Genomic DNA, 16,906 nt, shown 5'->3' with positions numbered 1-16,906 from the left:
CGGTTATTCATCGCACTGGGGAGCGGGCGTTACTGCAACTTGCCCGAGGAGGACCAACTACCGGTCGTCGCCACGGACATCGTGGCGATGACGGAACTGCTGGAAGACTTCGGATACCGACGGGTCCTCGCCGGGCTGGGGGAGTACGACGGTGCCGAACAGATCCGCCGGAAACTGAGCCACTGGTCCAGGGACTGCGAGCTGACGGCGGACGATGTCGTCGTCCTGTACTTCGCCGGCCACGGAGTGGTGGAGGACCGGGGGCGTCACTACCTGCTGTGCTGGGACTCCCGCGACGACGATCTGGCCGCGACGGCACTGGCCACCGAGGACGTGGTGCGCATTCTGTGTCAGGGGCCGCTCCGCAGACTCCTGGTCGTTCTGGACACCTGCGCGGGCGGGGCCGGAGCGGCGGAGGGCGCCGGGGTCGCGCTGCAGACCATCGCCTACCGGCAGAGCGGCGGCGACGCCTCGACCGGGCTGTGGTTCCTGGCGTCCGCCCGCCGTAAGGACGTCGCCCATGAGGGGACGTTCGTATCGGCGTTCCGGGCCGCCGTGGACACCACGACCGGTCGTACGGGGCAGCGGCAGCAGTACCTGGACCTCACCGAGCTGGTCAAGGCGGTCAACGAGCGCCTCGACGCCGACGGCCGGGGGCAGCGCGCGGAGCTGGCGAGCGGGCTGGTCACCGGGCTGGCACCGTTTCTTCCGAACAGCGGCTTCCGTGAGGACCTGCCGCCGGTCGGCACGGACCTGGAGGTCCAGCGCCGCGTGGCCAGCCACGACCTCACGGAACACTTCGGCCCTCGCTCACGGGGCGTCGAGTTCGAGTCGGAGCAGGGGATCTACTTCAGTGGCCGGGTACGCGTCCTGGCGCACCTGGTGCGGTGGCTCACCGCGGCCGACGGAGACGGGCGGGGGCGGGTCGTCACGGGAAGCCCGGGGTGCGGGAAATCCGCAGTGCTGGGCAGGGTGGTCGCCCTGTCCGACAGCCTCTACCGCGACCGGCTCGACCTCTCGGGCGTCGACCTGACGACGGTCGTCCCCGAAGGGTGCGTCACGGCCGCCGTGCACGCGCGCCACAAGCGGCTGGAAGAGGTGGTCGAGAGGATCGCCCGGACTCTGGGGGCGGAACCCGGCGGAACGGCGGCCCTGCTCCAGGAGCTCACCCGGCGGGGACGGCAGGGCGCGCCGGTCGTCATCGTGGTCGACGCCGTGGACGAGGCCGGCTCGGACACCGCGGCGGACGCCGGAGGGCACGGCGAACCGCGCAGGATCACCCGGGAGCTGCTGCGTCCCATGTCCGACATCCCCGGCGTACGGCTGCTGGTCGGCACCCGCCACGAACTGGTCACCAGCCTCGGCCCCACCTTCACGGTGCTCGACCTCGACGACCCCGCCTACCGGGCCGACGAGAACGACGTGACCGGCTATGTGACGAAGGTGCTGCTGGCCGCCGAGGAACCCGGGGTGCCGACGCCGTACCGCGAGCGGCAGGAGCTGGCCCGTACGGTCGCCCGTGAGGTGGCGGGCCGGGCCGCCGGTGTGTACCTGTACGCGAGGACCACCGCCCGTACCCTGCGTTCGGACGGTGCCGCGGTGGATGTGTCGAAACCGGGCTGGGCCGATGAACTGCCCAGCGAGATCGGGGAGGCTTTCGACGACTACCTCGCACGCTTCGGCCCCGACGAACCCCGGGTCCGGCGGATGCTGCTGTCGTTGGCCTTCTCCGAAGGGAAGGGGCTGCCTCGCGGACACATCTGGACGACACTGACCTCCGTCATCTCGGGCGCGCCCTGCACCGAGGAGGACATCGCGTGGGTGCTCGACGTGGCCGAGGCGTACATCGCGGAGGTGACGGACGACGACCGGCGCTCGGCCTACCGCCTCTACCACAAGGCGCTGGCCGAGCATTTGAGGAGGACTGCCGACCGGTCTCCGGAGGAGATTCAGCGAGCGGTCGTCGATGCTTTGATCGCCACGGTGCCCCGCTCGCCCGGCGGGGCCTCACCGGACTGGTTCGCGGCCCCGCCGTACGTCAGGCAGCATCTGGCCACGCATGCGGAGGCCGCCGGACGACTCGTCGCGCTGATCAAGGATCCCGGTTTTCTGCTCGCAGGCGAGTCGCTGGCGTTGCTGCGCGCCCTGGCGTCGGTATCGGTGGACGAGGCGGCGGACGGTCCGCGTCGTATCCGCAGTGCGTACGAGCAGATCGCGCACAGGATGGCGCCCGACCGCGCTCTGAGCCACCGTGCCGCGGAGCTCCAGCTGTCGGCACGGCGCTGCGGTGCGGACGGACTCGCCGACCGTATCGACGGCCTCGGTCTGGCACTGCCCTGGTCAGCGCGGTGGGCATGGTGGTCGACCAGCGGGACGCACCGGCTGCTCAACGGCCATACAGGCTGGGTCGACTGCGTGGCTGTCGGCGCTCTCGACGGACGCCCCATCGCGGTGACGGGCGGACGTGGCAACGACCGGACGGCTCGTGTGTGGGACCTGACCACTCAGCAGCAGATCGGCGAGCCGCTCGACGTCGGCATCGGCGTCAGCGCGGTCGCGATCGGTGACATCGGCGACTACACCGTCGCTCTGACCGGAGGGTTGGACGGCAGCGTACGGGTCTGGGATCTCTCGGCGGGGCAGGAGTACGGACAAAGGCTGGCGGGCCACACCAATTCCATCATGGACATCGCGATCCACAGCATCGACGGACGTCCGGTCGCCCTCACAGCGAGTGCGGACGGTACCGCACGCCTGTGGGACCTGGCGAGCAGACGGCAACTGGGACGAGATCTGACGGCGCACAAGCGCACGGTGCATTCCGCCGCGCTGGGGGAGGTCGACGGCCGCCCCGTCGCTCTCACCGGAGGCGCGGACAAGCGGGCGCACGTCTGGGACCTCACGGCATTGCTGAATGGTGGCGAGCCGGAGACGGACGGTGGTTGGCTCACCGGCCACACCGACGAAATCACAGCCGTGGCGATGGGCGAGCGGGACGGGCGTGCGGTGGCGCTGCTCGGTGACGACAGCGGGATGGTGTCGCTCTGGGATCTGGCGGAGCGTCGGCAGATCGGGGAGCCGGTGGCGGCCCACGTGCACTTCGTGCGGGGCGGCGTCAACGCGGTCGCGGCCGGAGTGCTGAACGGCACTCCGGTGGCGCTCACGAGCGGCAAGGACGAGGCGAAGCTCTGGGACCTGTGCACCCTGCGGCAGCTCGCCCACCCCCTGCGGGGACACGTCGACCAGATCCGGAGCAGTGCTTTGTCCGACCGCCCTGACGGTCCGATGGCGGTGACGGTAGGCACCGACCGTACGGCTCGCATCTGGGACCTGACGGCCGACCAGCCGGCCGGCAACCACACACACCGGGTGCTCACGTCGGCCTTCACAGAATGGTGCGGTCGGCCGTTGGCGATGACCGGCAGTGAGGACGGCACGGCCAGGGTGTGGGACCTGCGCACACGTGATCAGGTGGGCAGGCCCATGGAAGGCCATGCGGGCACGGTGGAATCGGCGGCCCTGGGAACGGTGAACGGCCGCGTGCTCGCGGTGACGGGCGGATCCGACTGCACCGTACGGCTGTGGGACGTGCTGAGCGGCGAACAGCTGGGCCCGCCGCTCGAAGGCCATACCAATAGTGTGAACTGTCTGGGCCTGACCACCGTGGCGGGCCGGACCGTCCTGGTCAGCGGCAGCGGCGACGGAACTCTGCGCGTCTGGGACACCATGACGCACCGGCCGCTGCTCGGACCGCTCAGTGGGCACATCGGGTCCGTGACCCATCTGGCGATACGGCAGTGTGGCCGCGGGACCGAGATTGCCGTCGCCACGTCTCTCGACCACGCCTACGTGTGGGGCATCACCGACCACGGCGGGGAACTGTCCGCGACCATGCGGCACCACAGCAGTGCCGGGGACAGGAAGGGCACGGTGCTCACCATCGGCGCGGCCTTCCTCGGAGCCCGGCCGGTGGTGATGTCCACGAATGTGGCGAACACCGTTCGCCTGCACGACATCAGCACGGGCACCCTGGTCGGCACTCCCTTCGCAGGTCATGTCAGCACGGTGTGGTCGGCTGTCCTGGGGCGCATCGGTACGCGCGACGTCGTGGCTTCGATGAGCTCCGACGACACCGTCCGCATGTGGGACCCGGAAACCGGTGACGCGCTGGGGGCACCGATCGTCGGCCAAGTGGCCGGCATCCGGAACCGGACGGTCCCCGGGCTCGTCTTCGGCCGGGACGGTGGCAGACCGCTGGGCATCACCGCGTTCTTCCGCGAGGTGCGGGTGTGGGACCTGAACACCATGCAGCCTGTGGACGAGCCGCTGTGCGGCGGACAGATGAGGCTGAAGGCGGTTGCCATCAGCAATACCACACGAGGACAGACCGTCGTCACTGGTGCTGGCGACGGGACGCTACGCACACATGCCTTGGAGGACGGCCGTGCCGCGGCTTCGCACCTGACCTCCGCCCGTCTGCTCTCCTCCTTGGCGACTGCCGACGTGGACGGCGCGTGCCTCATGGTCAGGTGTGACTTCATGGCCATGGAGGTCTGGAACGTGAGCAGCCGCGAGCTGCTGTGGGAGCAACCGGGCCGCTGGAACCTGGCACGTATCCACCCGTCTGCCGACCGCACGCTGATCGTGGCCGCTTCCCACGACCGGTCCGTCCACATCTGGGACCTGACGACCAAGGCGCCCGTCTGCGTTCCCATGAGCGGCCACAGTGCGCAGGTACAAGACATGCGGACGGCCGCACTCTCCGGACACGAGCTTGCCGCCAGTGCCTCGCTGGACGGCACGGTCCGGCTGTGGAACCTCCGTACAGGGGAGCCGTTCGGAGCGGTCCTGGGCGGTCACACGTCGGGAGCGCAGGCCGTGGAGATCGGCCACGTCGACGGGCGTGACGTGGTGCTGACCGGCGCGGGTGACGGACGACTGCGGATGTGGGAACTCGCCACCGGGCACGAGCTGCCGGTGGGTGTGGAGCGGTCTCCTGGCGCACTCACCACCGTACGCCTGTCCACCTTCCACGACCGGCCCACCGCCCTCGTGGCCGACAGCTACGGGCTGGTGCGGGTCTGGGACCTGAACACCTCCCTCTGCTTCGCCGAAGCCGACCTGGGAGGCGGCATCAACGACCTCGCCATGACCGACGACGGACAGGTCTGCTTCGCCACCGACATGGGCCTGGTCGCTTTGTCCTTCCGCGGCACGGCGAACGGCCGGGCAGAGGAGCACACATGAGCCGCATAGTCCTGATCCACGGCATAGGCCAACAGCTGAGCGGCGGCCACTCGCTGGCCGAGACCTGGTACCCCTGCCTGGCCGACGGCCTCGCCCTCAACGGCGCCCAGGTGGACCGGACGGAAGTCACCATGGCGTTCTACGGGGACCTCTTCCGCCCCGCCGGGCACCGCGGCGTCGGCGTGCCGGACCTGGACGCCTCCGACGTCACCGACGACCTGGAGCGCGCGATGCTGCTGGCGTGGTGGGAACAGGCCGCCCGCCAGGAAGCAGGTGTCGACGGGCCGGGCGACCGCACGCGGCTGAGAACCCCGTACATCGTCCAGCGGGCCCTGAACGCCCTCAGCCACTCGGCCTTCTTCGCCGGACTGAGCGAACGGATGATGATCTTCAGCGTCCGTCAGGTGCGGAGCTACCTCACGGATCCGGCGGTACGGCGGCAGGTGCAGAGCCGGATGAGCGCGGCGGTGACCGACCGGACCCGGGTGATCGTGGCCCATTCGCTCGGCTCGGTGGTGGCCTACGAATGGCTGTGCGCCCATCCTGAGCGGCGTGACCTCACCCTCGTGACCTTGGGCTCTCCGCTCGCCGTCCGGAACATCGTCTTCGACCGGCTGCGGCCCGCTCCGGCGGAGGGACGCGCCGCCTGGCCGGCGGGCGTGCGTACCTGGTGCAACATCGCCGACCGCGGTGACGTCGTCGCCCTGGTGAAGACCCTGGCACCGGCCTTCGGCGACCGGATCGAGGACCGGCTGGTCCACAACGGCGCCAAGGCGCACGACGTCAGGCCGTACCTGACGGCGCGGGAAACCGGCAAGGCCGTCGCCTACGGCCTGGAGGGCGGGGCCGACGGCCTGCCGGGGGCCTCCGGGCACCGCTGACCCGGCAGACCGCCCCGTAGCTCGTACCTTCAGATCCGCGCAGCCTCGGACCCCCGGCGCTCGCCGCTCCTGCCCTTCGGCTCCGGACGGCCCGCCACCGGTACGCCCAGGGGGCGGGCGAGGCCGGAGACGCCCTCGTCGAGGCGTTGGAGGTGGCGCAGGACGCGGTAGGTCACGGTGCCGGGGTTCGGGGCGCCGGAGCCGTCGGATTCGAGGAGGGAGATGATGGTGGCGCCGGAGCTGACCTTGGCGTCGGTCTTGTCGCCGCGTACGTGGGCGGTGATGGTCTCGATGTTGTGGGCGATGCGCCGGCCGACGCGTTCCAGGCGGGGGTCGGCGGCGATGGTCTTGCTGTAGGGGAGGAGTTCGGCGGTGGCCGCCAGGGACCGGGCGTGGTAGGCGCTGGTCTCCAGCAGGGCGACGAGGTAGCGGACGGTCTGGCGGCGTACGCGGAGCGGGCTGATCGGGTGGGTCAGCGGGCGGGTGGAGGCGCGCAGTTCGTCCAGGGCGGTGTCCAGGTCGCGGGAGAGGCCCAGCAGGTCGGTGGCGGGGCCGCCGCTGAGCTGGTCGACGGAGGCGGAGACGACCTCGTCGAGCTTGGTCAGGACGGTGCCCAGGAGGTCGTCGGTGCGCCGGTCGGTGTGGACCGGCAGGACCACGGCGGCGGCGATGATGCCGCAGGCGGCACCGAGGGCGGTCTCCTCGATGCGCAGGATGAGGACGTCGAGGCTGTAGGTGTTCAGGAGGGTGTAGAGCAGGCCGAGCATCGCCGTGACGAAGAAGGACATCAGGGCGTACGAGAGGGGGGCCGTGAAGAACATGGCGAAGACGAAGAGGAGGATGAGCGCGAACGCCGTCCAGGTGTGGTTGCCGACCAGGCCCGCGAGCCCGACCCCGGCGACCACGCCGAGGACCGTACCGAGCAGCCGCCGGTAGCCCTTGATGATGATCTCGCCCGTCGAGGCGGTGTTGAGGAAGACGACCCAGCAGGTCAGCACGGCCCAGTACCAGCGCTGGGCGGACAGGAACTCGCCGCCGACGATGGCGAGCGTGGAACCCACCGCGATCTGGAACGCGGCCCGGGTGGTGGGACGCTGGAGGCCCCCGCGGTCGTCCTCCCCGGGCTCCTCCGTGCTGCCGGCCAGCGCGACGTCCTCGGCGTCGAACTCCTCACGGGAACGGGTCGTGGCGGGGGTGTCGTCGGATTCGTCCTGGGGGCCGTCCAGCGCGAGCCGGAGGCCCAGGACGGAGCGGGCGGCCTCACCGATGCCGCGGAAGACGTCCTGGACGGCGATCGAGGCGCGCGGCAGGTTGTCCTCGTCGCGGTAGCCGAGCAGCCGGTTGCGTACGTGGGCGACGGCCGTGCCCGGCTGGTCGGACGCGCCCCGGGACACCAGCATGTGCAGGGCGTTCAGGTCGCGGCGCAGGGTGACGGTCGCGGCGTCCTCGGCCGGCATCTCGTTCTTCGCCGTGGGCAGCGGTGCCTGCGGCAGGTGGAGGGTGAGGGTGTCCGCGCGCTCGGCGGTGCGCGCGTTGAGCAGCAGGACGCCCAGCCGTTCGGTGGCGATCTCGGCGTCCGCGATGCGGCGTTGCAGCAGCGCGGCACCGGCCGCGTCCCGCGTGCCGTCCTCCAGCCGGCCCTGGATCATCAGCGCCGACTCGTGCAGTCGCGCGGTGTGCCGCCGCAGGTCGTCGAGCACCTTGTCGAGCTGGTCGGGGCGGGCGTCCAGCAGCTCGATGTGGGTGGCGACCAGTTGGGCGACCCGGGCCCGGAAGGCGCCGCGCAGCCACCGCAGGATGCGCTGCGGCGTCTCCGGTACGACGGTGAAACGGACGACGGCGCTGCACGCGAAGGCGACGGCCAGGGTGAGCGCCAGGACGGGCAGGGCGGACACGGTGGCGCCGACGAACAGGGAGACGAAGTAGGTCTGGAAACCGATCAGGCCCAGGGCGGTCCCGCGGTCGCCGAAGCGGCGGCAGTAGACAGCGCCGAAGATGAGGGCGACGAAGAAGATGTCGCCCGCGATCACCTGGCTGTGCAGCAGCGCGCCGAGGGAGACCGCGGCGAGCGCCGTCGGCAGGCCGAGCGCGAGGGTGAGCGCCTGGCCGCGTACCTGCTTCTCCTTGATGGCGAAGGTGGCGACCATCGCCGTCATGGCGCCCGCGACCAGATGGGTGACGTCGGTGCCGGCCACGGCGAGGACGACGAGGGTGAGCGCGATCGCCGCCACCGTCCGCAGTCCCGCCATCAGCCGCAGCAGCCCTGGGTCGGACGCCGCGAATCGGTCCCACCCGCCGGTCAGGCTCCGTCGTATCACTGCCCCCACGCTGCCGTACTCTCCCGTCTCTGCCGTGAACTGCCGACGCTTCAGCATCCCATGGCCGGGAATTGTCCGGTGGCGGTTGCGGGTGGGGGACCGGGGTTTGTGGCGGGGTTGTGACGATCACGATCCTGGAAATGGTGTGGTCGCGCGCTATTTCACGGTCGGCGGGAGCGGTGGCGGCGATGGGGCTGGGACCAGGGCGTATGGCTGTGGCGGTGGTGGAGAAGGTTTGCTGGGACTCTGATAACTATGCTGGCGTCCTTGCCGTCGCCCATGGCGAATCCGCCGTAACGGCAGCGGGCAATGTCCGTGTTTATGCGGTGGTCGGAGTCTGTGCTTATGCGGTGCTCAATGATTACGCAGAGGAGCAGCCGGCGGAGTTCGCGGAGTATTGCGTGGAGCTCAACACCGTTGCTGCTGGACGGTCGTTCGGCGACGTCCGCGGTGGCGGACGGAAGGGCGGAACGGGCACGGTGCCGGGTGTCACGCCCCGAGGACCTCGGAGAGGTTGTAGCGGACCGGCTCCTCCAGCTGTGCGTACGTGCACGACGCCGGTTCGCGGTCGGGGCGCCAGCGCCGGAACTGGGCGGTGTGCCGGAACCGGTCACCCTGTATGTGGTCGTAGGCGACCTCCAGCACGCGTTCGGGACGCAGCGGCACCCAGGACAGGTCCTTCTTGCCCGTCCACCGGCTGGGGCCGCCGGGCAGCCGGCCCGCCGCCTGCGCCTCCTGGCTGGTCCACTCCTCCCACGGATGGCCCGCGACGGACTCCATCCGCAGCGGCGCCAGCTCCTCCATCAGCGCCTGGCGCCGGTGCATAGGGAAGGAGGCGCACACGCCGACGTGCTGGAGGCGGCCCTCCGCGTCGTACAGGCCCAGCAGCAGGGACCCCACGACCGGGCCGCTCTTGTGCGGTCGCAGGCCCGCCACGACGCAGTCGGCGGTCCGTTCGTGCTTCGTCTTGACCATCACCCGCCGGCCCGGCAGGTACGGCATTCCGGGCGGCTTCGCGACGATTCCGTCCAGTCCGGCCCCCTCGTACTGCTCGAACCAGGCGCGGGCCACGTCGAGGTCGTCGGTGACGGGCGCGGTGAACACCGGGTCGGCGGCCTTGCGCAGGGCCGTTTCCAGGGCGTCCCTGCGGTCCCGCTGCGGTACGGACATCAGCGACTCGTCGCCCAGCGCCAGCAGGTCGAAGGCGACGAAGGACGCCGGAGTCACCTCGGCCAGGTGGCGTACCCGGGAGTCGGCGGGGTGGATGCGCTCCAGCAGGGCGTCGAAGTCCAGCTGTCCTTCCCGGGCGATGACGATCTCCCCGTCCAGCACGCAGCGCGGCGGCAGCTCGGTACGCAGGGCCTCCACCAGTTCGGGGAAGTAGCGGGTGAGGGGCTTGCCCGAACGGCTGCCCAGCTCGATCTCGGCACCGTCGCGGAAGACGACGGCACGGAAGCCGTCCCACTTGGCCTCGTACTGTATGCCGGGCGGGATGTCCGGGGCGGCCTTGGCCAGCATCGGCTCCACCGGGGGCATCACGGGAAGATCCATGCGGCGATTGTGCGGCGGGGCGCGCGGCCGGGCGGCGGTACGCGCCCGCCGAGGGGCGGTGGGTGCCCGTACGGCCTAGTTTGGGTGCATGGCAGAGTCGCTGGAGCTGGACGTGGGGGGACGGACGGTCCGGGTGTCGCACCCGGACAAGGTCTACTTCCCGCAGCGCGGCTTCACCAAGGCGGATGTGGTCCGCTACTACCGGAGCGTCGGTGACGGCATCCTGCGCGCCCTCAAGGACCGGCCCACCACGTTGCAGCGCTACCCCGACGGGGTGGAAGGCGAATCGTTTTTTCAGAAGCGCGCGCCGAAGAACCTCCCCGACTGGATCCCCACCGGCCGGATCTCCTTCCCCAGCGGCCGGTACGCCGACGAGATCTGCCCCACCGAGCCCGCCGCCGTCCTGTGGGCGGCCAACCTGGGCTGTCTGACCTTCCACCCCTGGCCGGTCCGCCGGAGCGACACCGACCACCCGGACGAGCTGCGCATCGACCTCGATCCGCAGCCGGGCACCGGCTACGCGGACGCGGTACGGGCCGCCCTCGCCCTGCGCGACGTCCTCGACGGCCTCGGCCTGACCGGCTGGCCCAAGACCTCCGGCGGCCGCGGCCTGCACGTCTTCGCGCCCATCGCGCCCGACTGGACCTTCACCCAGGTCCGGCGCTCGGCGATCGCGGTGGCCCGGGAACTGGAGCGGCGCGATCCCGGGCGGATCACCACCTCCTGGTGGAAGGAGGAGCGCGGCGCCAAGATCTTCGTGGACTACAACCAGACCGCACGGGACCGCACCATCGCCAGCGCCTACTCCGTACGGCCCTTCCCGCACGCGCCGGTCTCCGCGCCCTTGCGCTGGGACGAGCTGGCCGACGCCGTACCGGAGGACTTCGACCTCGTCACCATGCCGGAGCGTTTCGCCGAACTGGGTGACCTGCACGCCGCCATGGACCGGCACCCCTGCCGCCTGGAGGCCGCGCTCGAACTCGCCGACCGCGACGAGCGCGAGCACGGGCTCGGAGACCTTCCGTACCCGCCGGAGCACCCGAAGGTGAAGGGCGAACCGAAGCGGGTGCAGCCGAGCCGCGCGAAGAAGTGACCTGCGGCCCGGCGGTGACCCGGTCCCTCAGAAGGCCCCCCGTACGCGCAGCCCACCGCCCGGCGCCTGGGCCGTCGCCGTGTACGAGTCGTCCTTCGCGTCTCGGCCGCCCGCCGCGTGGTTGTACTGGCCCGCGAAGACATGCCGCCCGGCGGGCACGGTCCGGCCGGGCTTCAGCTTCCAGCGGTAGACCAGCGCGCCGTCGTGCTCCTCAACGGACACCGCGAAGTCGTTCGGAGGCAGCGTGCTCCAGTGGCCGGTGTCCGCCACGCCGCCGGTCTGGGCGATCCGCAGCTCCACGGTGAGCGCGGTCAGCGGCTGCTCGGTCTGGAGCGTGACATTGCTCTGCGCCCAGTAAATGTTGCTGTGCGGGTCCACGGAGCCGTCCGACCACAGCGTGCCGTCCTCGGTACGCGGCGCGTCACCCGTACCCCCGGACGGCGGGCGCGCACCGGAGGAGGCGCCGGGTGCCGGGGGCGTTGACGGGCCGCCCGTACGGCCGCCGCTCCTGGTTCCGCCGGTCGGTCCGCCGGGCCGCGCCGTCCTCCCAGGATTGCCGGAAGGCGGCTCGGCCGGGGTCGCCGACGGGCCGGGTGGGGGAGTGGGCGAGGCGGGCCGCTCCTCGCCCGGCCCGGCGGGAGCGACCGGGCGCGTCGTCACCCTGCCCGGCCCGGCGTCGGGTGACTGCACGGCCGTCGCCACCGCGTACCCACCGGCGACCAGCGCCCCCACCGTCGCCGCCGCGAGGGCGACCCGGGGCCACGAGCCGCCCGGCGCCGCCCTGCGACGCGGCTCCGCGCCGGCTTGGGTGGCGCCCGCCATGCCGCGCTCCAGCCGCGCCAGCATCCGGGCGCGGTCCGGACCGTGGTCCTGCGCCGCCTCGCGCAACCGCCTGCGCACGTCGTCGTCCGCCATCACTTCCCCCTCCCCGCGAGGTCGTCCACGGCCCCCGCGCCCAGGTGCCGCTGAAGTTCCGCCATGCCCCGGGAGGTCTGGCTCTTGACCGTACCGACGGATATGCCCAGCGCCAGGGCGGTGTCCCGCTCCGACAGGTCGAACGCGTGCCGCAGCACGACGCACGCGCGCTTGCGGAACGGCAGCCGCTCCAGCGCCTGCCGGACATCCACCACGGCGGCCACGTCGGGGCCGTCCGCCCCCTCGGACCGCTGCGACCAGAACAGGGCGATACGGCGCCGCTCGCGCACGGTGCTGCGGATGCGGCTGCGGGCCATGTTGGCGACCACGCCACGGGCGTAGGCCACCGGGTGTTCCGCGTCGCGCACGCGGTCCCATCGGTGCCACAGGGCGAGCAGCGCGTCCGCGGCGAGATCGTCGGCGGCGTCCGTCTCCCCCGTGAGCAGGTGGGCCAGGCGGGCCAGTTCGGCGTGATGGTGCTCGAAGAAGGCGTGGAACTCCGCCGACGCGTCAGCGGTGCCGGGGGACGGAGCGGCGGCTGGGGAGGGACCGGCGCCGGGGCTGCTGCCTGAGGTGCTCATGCTCATCGGTGGGGCGGTAGACGAGGTCATGCCAACCATTCGGGGTGCGGCGGCTGCAGCCGGTGACCGGTACGGAAGAAAAGGCTGACCACGGGCGGGCTCTCTCGGTCGGGGACACTCTGTCAGCCCCTCAGTTGCCGCCGCCGCCCCGAAGGTTGCCGTCACCTGCCGACGTTTCCCGCCGGGAGCCAGGGAGCCAGGGAGCCAGGGAGCCAGGGAACCAGGGAGGCCGGAGACCGGACCCGAACCTGGCCCGAGGCGAGCAACCAATGCGCCCGCGGCGGCAACCAGAAGGCACTGACCCCGCATCGAAAGGCCGTCTCATGTCCGCATCTGGCCGCCACCGCTCATCCCGCAAGCGCTTCCTCGTCGCGCTGCTCGCCGCCGCCACACTCGGCGGCGGCACCTTCTTCGCCCTAGACACGACCGCAGGCTCCGCACAGGCCGCCGACGGCTGCGCGCCGAACACCTCCACCCCCATGGGCAAATACTGGCTCAACAACAACGCCTGGGGAGCGGGCAGCGGTTCCGGGTGGAGCTGTACGTGGGCCACGTACCAGTCCGGCGACACCATCGGCTGGGGTACCCATCACGACTGGTCAGGCGCTCCCGAATCGGTGAAGTCGTACGCGAGCAGCGTCCTCGGCTGGCACTGGGGCTGGAAGTCCGACGCCACCGGCCTGCCGGTACGGGTCTCCGCGAAGACACCGGTCCGCGCGAAGTGGTCCTACAAAGTGAAGGAGACCAGGCCGGGCGCGTACAACGTCGCCTACGACCTGTGGCTGCACGACCGGCCCGACACCGACTGGCAGAGCCGCCCCAAGCACGAGGTCATGGTGTGGCTCAGCAAGGGCGGCGCCGCCGCTCCGCTGGGCACCCGGCAGCAGCGGGTGAAGGTCGCCGGCGCGTACTGGGACCTGTACGCCGGCAGGACCGACTGGAACGTGTACTCCTTCGTCCGCGTCGGCAACACCACCACGTCCGACCTCGACCTGAACGACTTCCTCCAGGCCCTCGTCCGCCGGGGTGCGGTGGCGCCGACCGACTGCCTGAGCGGGGTGGAGGCCGGCACAGAAGCCTTCACCGGCAAGGCGCAGCTGGACACCGGCGCGTACTCCGTCGACGTCGGCTGAGACGGGCAGGCCTGCGCCGTACGGGTGCGCGGTCCCGGCTTTCGGTTCCGCCGGGTGCTAGCTTCGGCCGGTCGTGATCCACCGGTGAGCGGCCTCCGCCGTGAATTCCCGCTGCCCGCCCGGGAGAAACAGCCCGGCGCTGCCGAAGGCCGGATCCGTCGCCGTCTCCGGTACGTACGGGACCGCCACGCACCGCATTCCCGCCCGCCGTGCCGCCTCCGCGCCGGGCGGCGCGTCCTCCAGCACCACGCAGGTCTCCGGCGCGGCACCCAGCCGACGCGCCGCCTCCAGGAAGACGTCGGGCGCGGGCTTGCCCTGCGGCACCTCTTCGGCGGAGACGAGGACCGTCAGCCACGCGTCCAGGCCGGTGGCCGCGAGCACCGTCTCGATCGCGGACCGCGAGGAGCCGGAGGCCACCGCCAGCGGGTGCCCGGCCGTGTGCAGCCGCTCCACGAACGTCCGCATCTCGGGGAAGACCTCGGTGTGCGCCCGTGCCAGTTCGAGGTAGGCGCGGTTCTTGCCGGCCAGCAGCTCGTCGACGGGCGCGTCGATGCCGTACTCCCGCTTGAGCGTCTCCAGGGTTTCGCGGGTGCCGATGCCGATGAAGCGGGTGTGGTGTTCCCAGGTGAAGCCGGTGACGCCGTACTGGGCGAGGACCTTGCGGCCCGCCTCGTAGTAGTTCGGCTCACTGTCCACGAGCGTGCCGTCCAGGTCGAAGATGACGGGCGCCGGGGAAGCGGCGGGAAGGGTGGCACCGGCGGAAAGGCTCATGGAGCCAGCATGCCAAGGCGGGTGTCAGCGTGGTCCGGTGGCCCCGCCCACCGCTTCGACCAGCGGCAGCATCCGGTGCGCCACGCGTTCCCGCAGGGCCACCTCGGTCCGCGTACGGACCACGCCCGACATCTTGATCAGCCGCTGGATCACGTCCTCCAGGTGTGCCGCGTCCCGGGCGACCACCCGGGTGATCAGGTCCCCGCCGCCGGTCGTGGAGAACGCCTCGATGATCTCCGGCACCTCGGCCAGCTCTTCGGCGACGTCTTCCAGGTGTCCCTGGGTGACCTCGATGTGCACGAAGGCGAGTACGGGATGGCCGAGCGCGGCGGGCGAGAGGCGGGGCCCGTACGCGGTGATCACCCCGTCCCGCTCCAGCCGGTCCAGCCGCGCCTGGACGGTGCCCCGGGCGATGCCGAGGATACGGGCGTACTCCCGCACGCTGGTGCGCGGCTGCTCCAGCAGCAGCCGCAGGATCTTCGCGTCGAGCGTGTCCACGGCCATGGGCCAACGGCCTCCTCGGGAGCGGTGCGGGGCCCGATGACTGTACCAACGGCCCACTCGGCGGTGCGTACGGTGGTCAGTGGTCAGTGGTCAGTGGTCAGTGGCCAGTGGTCAGTCCTGTCACCTGTCAGCTGTCAGCAGACACCGTCACCGGGCTTCGGGTTGGCCAGTCGGAAGACGGGCCGCAGTTTCAGGCCCGCCCAGGTGCCGAGCAGCGCCGTCGCACCCCAGATCCAGCCGTGCAGGCTGCCGGAGGCGATGCCGGCGAGGTAGGCGCCGATGTTGCAGCCGCCGGCCAGCCGGGCGCCGATGCCCATCAGGACACCGCCCGCGACCGCCGCGACCGCGGTGCGCCACGGGGTGCCCCGGTGCAGGGCCCAGGTGCCGCCCAGCGCGGCCGCGACCGCCGCGCCGATCATGATGCCGATGTCGGTGAGGCTGGTCTTGTCGGCCAGTACGGGGCCGGACAGCGCGTGCGCGTTCGCGGGCTTCTGCCAGTACGACCAGGTCTCCGGATGCCCGCCGAACGCACTCACCAGCTTTGCGCCCCACAGACTGAACGCGCTGGTCACACCCCACGCACCACCGGACACCAGGAGCACGCCGGCGCCCAGCACCGCCAGCACCACCGCGCCGGCGGCCAGCGGCCACGAGCCGCGCAGCACACGGGCGGCCCGGGTCCTCGCCGACGGCACCGGGCCGGTCGGCGGCGGGTTGCGGCGCGCCTGGACCGCCCGGCTGACGGCCACGACGACGGCCAGCGCCAGGATCGTGACGGCCCACGAGCCGAACCAGCCGATGTGGTCGGCGAACACGACGGGTTCAAAAGCGGGCAGGTTTCGCCACAGGTCGAACTGCCAGGCGGCCAGAGTCGAACCCGCGACGAAACCACCCAGCGTCAGCACGATGGAGGTCTGTCCCGACCCCACCGCGAACAGCGTGCCGGAGGCGCAGGCGCCGCCCAGCTGCATACCGACGGCGAACACGAACGAGCCGAGGAGCAGTCCGACGCCGAGCGGTCCCCCGGAAGGCGTGGGCGCTGCCCCGAACAGTCCGGTGCTGGTGCCGATGACCAGGGCGAACAGGGTGGCTGTCGTACCCAGCAGGAGTGCGTGGGCGCGCAGCCCGGCCCCGTTGCCCACGGCGACCAGCTGCCGCCACGCCGAGGTGAACCCGAACCGTGAGTGGAACAGGGCCACCCCCAGCCCGAGCCCGAGCAGCAGCAGGGCGCCGGGCTTCGCGCCGTACGAGGCGAAGACGTAGCCCGACAGCGCCACGGCGATCAGCAGACCGACGGCGAGCGGCAGACGGCGGACGGGCGGGGCCGGAGGAGCGGCGGGGCGCGGGTGAGACGTGGGGGAAGGGGTGAGCAGAGCCGCGGCGGGGCGGGGGGTTCCGACGAGCGGATCAGGGGGTGCTGTGGTCACAGCGGGCTCCGTGAGGTGAGCGGTGAGCAGTGAGCGGCGGGGCCGAGCGGGGCAAGGGGGACGGCGCGGGGCAGCGCAGGGCGGTGCTCCAGGTGCCAAAGGCGCACGTCACCCCGGAAAGGCCGGGGGCGGGGAAGCGGTGATCACGGACGACGGCGCCTGGGATGCGGCGCCGGCGGCAGGCTTCAGCGGGGACAGAGCCCGTCGTCGACGCACCAGGCCGAGTTCGCGAAGAGCGCGAGACAGAGGAGGCGTGCGGGTGCGGACATGACGATGAGGGTAATGCGTGGACGATGCACGCGGTCGCGGCGTTCCGCCATCTGGACGGTGAGGTGAGACGGAGGGCGAGGCGGGGAGCGAGACGGGGGCGAGATGCTGTGGAGGAGCGGGGGCGTCAAGGAGATGCGGCCGCGTCGCGAACGGCACGTGGGCCCGGAAACGGGCGAATCGAGCCGTCGGGCGATCTTTCGCGCCATTGGCCACCT

At 71.6% G+C, this 16,906-nt stretch carries 11 protein-coding genes; 4 read left to right on the top strand and 7 right to left on the bottom strand.

The genetic code is table 11. The features are described 5' to 3' along the window. The first annotated feature begins 39 nt into the window (after window positions 1-39). Complete coding sequence (locus OEIGOIKO_RS03805; RefSeq protein WP_246177181.1) at window positions 40-5,247, top strand: caspase family protein; 5,208 nt, start codon at window positions 40-42, stop codon at window positions 5,245-5,247. Then, window positions 5,244-6,128, top strand: a complete 885-nt coding sequence (locus tag OEIGOIKO_RS03800; protein WP_125051833.1) for an alpha/beta hydrolase family protein — start codon at window positions 5,244-5,246, stop codon at window positions 6,126-6,128. The genes OEIGOIKO_RS03805 and OEIGOIKO_RS03800 overlap by 4 nt, the downstream gene beginning before the upstream one ends. A 29-nt stretch (window positions 6,129-6,157) precedes the next feature. On the opposite strand, the gene OEIGOIKO_RS03795 is transcribed toward OEIGOIKO_RS03800, so the two are convergent. Beyond that, window positions 6,158-8,503: an FUSC family protein gene (locus OEIGOIKO_RS03795; RefSeq protein WP_371858879.1), complete on the bottom strand. Its 2,346-nt coding sequence runs from the start codon at window positions 8,501-8,503 to the stop codon at window positions 6,158-6,160. Between the two features lie 432 nt (window positions 8,504-8,935). After that, a complete protein-coding gene (locus OEIGOIKO_RS03790) occupies window positions 8,936-9,997 on the bottom strand; it encodes an ATP-dependent DNA ligase (protein WP_125051829.1) in 1,062 nt (353 codons plus the stop codon). Window positions 9,998-10,085: 88 nt separating this feature from the next. On the opposite strand from OEIGOIKO_RS03790, the gene ligD reads away from it, so the two are divergent. Further along, window positions 10,086-11,090: a non-homologous end-joining DNA ligase gene (ligD, locus tag OEIGOIKO_RS03785; RefSeq protein WP_125051827.1), complete on the top strand. Its 1,005-nt coding sequence runs from the start codon at window positions 10,086-10,088 to the stop codon at window positions 11,088-11,090. Window positions 11,091-11,117: 27 nt separating this feature from the next. Here ligD and OEIGOIKO_RS03780 read toward each other — a convergent pair whose 3' ends face one another. Then, window positions 11,118-12,005, bottom strand: coding sequence for a hypothetical protein (locus OEIGOIKO_RS03780; RefSeq protein ID WP_125051825.1), 888 nt, complete (start codon window positions 12,003-12,005; stop codon window positions 11,118-11,120). Further along, window positions 12,005-12,592 (bottom strand): SigE family RNA polymerase sigma factor, encoded by a 588-nt coding sequence (locus tag OEIGOIKO_RS03775; protein ID WP_371858878.1) that lies wholly within the window; start codon window positions 12,590-12,592, stop codon window positions 12,005-12,007. Before OEIGOIKO_RS03775 ends, OEIGOIKO_RS03780 begins: the two co-directional genes overlap by 1 nt. A 317-nt stretch (window positions 12,593-12,909) precedes the next feature. Between OEIGOIKO_RS03775 and OEIGOIKO_RS03770 the strand changes: the two genes are divergently transcribed. Continuing rightward, window positions 12,910-13,719: a GH12 family glycosyl hydrolase domain-containing protein gene (locus tag OEIGOIKO_RS03770; protein ID WP_170251543.1), complete on the top strand. Its 810-nt coding sequence runs from the start codon at window positions 12,910-12,912 to the stop codon at window positions 13,717-13,719. A gap of 57 nt (window positions 13,720-13,776) precedes the next feature. On the opposite strand, the gene OEIGOIKO_RS03765 is transcribed toward OEIGOIKO_RS03770, so the two are convergent. The 3 genes from OEIGOIKO_RS03765 to OEIGOIKO_RS03755 all read right to left on the bottom strand — a co-directional run bounded on the left by OEIGOIKO_RS03765 (window position 13,777) and on the right by OEIGOIKO_RS03755 (window position 16,421). Continuing rightward, window positions 13,777-14,490, bottom strand: a complete 714-nt coding sequence (locus tag OEIGOIKO_RS03765; RefSeq protein WP_125051821.1) for an HAD family hydrolase — start codon at window positions 14,488-14,490, stop codon at window positions 13,777-13,779. A 24-nt stretch (window positions 14,491-14,514) separates the two neighbouring features. Next, complete coding sequence (locus tag OEIGOIKO_RS03760; protein ID WP_031010262.1) at window positions 14,515-14,994, bottom strand: Lrp/AsnC family transcriptional regulator; 480 nt, start codon at window positions 14,992-14,994, stop codon at window positions 14,515-14,517. A gap of 134 nt (window positions 14,995-15,128) precedes the next feature. Next, window positions 15,129-16,421 (bottom strand): YeeE/YedE family protein, encoded by a 1,293-nt coding sequence (locus tag OEIGOIKO_RS03755; protein WP_125051819.1) that lies wholly within the window; start codon window positions 16,419-16,421, stop codon window positions 15,129-15,131. Window positions 16,422-16,906: the final 485 nt, after the last annotated feature.

This window comes from Streptomyces paromomycinus (assembly GCF_003865155.1).
GTDB lineage: Bacteria > Actinomycetota > Actinomycetes > Streptomycetales > Streptomycetaceae > Streptomyces > Streptomyces chrestomyceticus.
This window is presented reverse-complemented; position numbering and strand designations above follow the sequence as displayed.

Coding starts and splice junctions, on each gene's coding strand:
- OEIGOIKO_RS03800 (WP_125051833.1), top strand. CDS start 5,244: ATGAGCCGCATAGTCCTGATCCACGGCATAGGCCAACAGCTGAGCGGC.
- OEIGOIKO_RS03795 (WP_371858879.1), bottom strand. CDS start 8,503: ATGCTGAAGCGTCGGCAGTTCACGGCAGAGACGGGAGAGTACGGCAGC.
- OEIGOIKO_RS03790 (WP_125051829.1), bottom strand. CDS start 9,997: ATGGATCTTCCCGTGATGCCCCCGGTGGAGCCGATGCTGGCCAAGGCC.
- ligD (WP_125051827.1), top strand. CDS start 10,086: ATGGCAGAGTCGCTGGAGCTGGACGTGGGGGGACGGACGGTCCGGGTG.
- OEIGOIKO_RS03780 (WP_125051825.1), bottom strand. CDS start 12,005: ATGGCGGACGACGACGTGCGCAGGCGGTTGCGCGAGGCGGCGCAGGAC.
- OEIGOIKO_RS03775 (WP_371858878.1), bottom strand. CDS start 12,592: ATGAGCATGAGCACCTCAGGCAGCAGCCCCGGCGCCGGTCCCTCCCCA.
- OEIGOIKO_RS03770 (WP_170251543.1), top strand. CDS start 12,910: ATGTCCGCATCTGGCCGCCACCGCTCATCCCGCAAGCGCTTCCTCGTC.
- OEIGOIKO_RS03765 (WP_125051821.1), bottom strand. CDS start 14,490: ATGAGCCTTTCCGCCGGTGCCACCCTTCCCGCCGCTTCCCCGGCGCCC.
- OEIGOIKO_RS03760 (WP_031010262.1), bottom strand. CDS start 14,994: ATGGCCGTGGACACGCTCGACGCGAAGATCCTGCGGCTGCTGCTGGAG.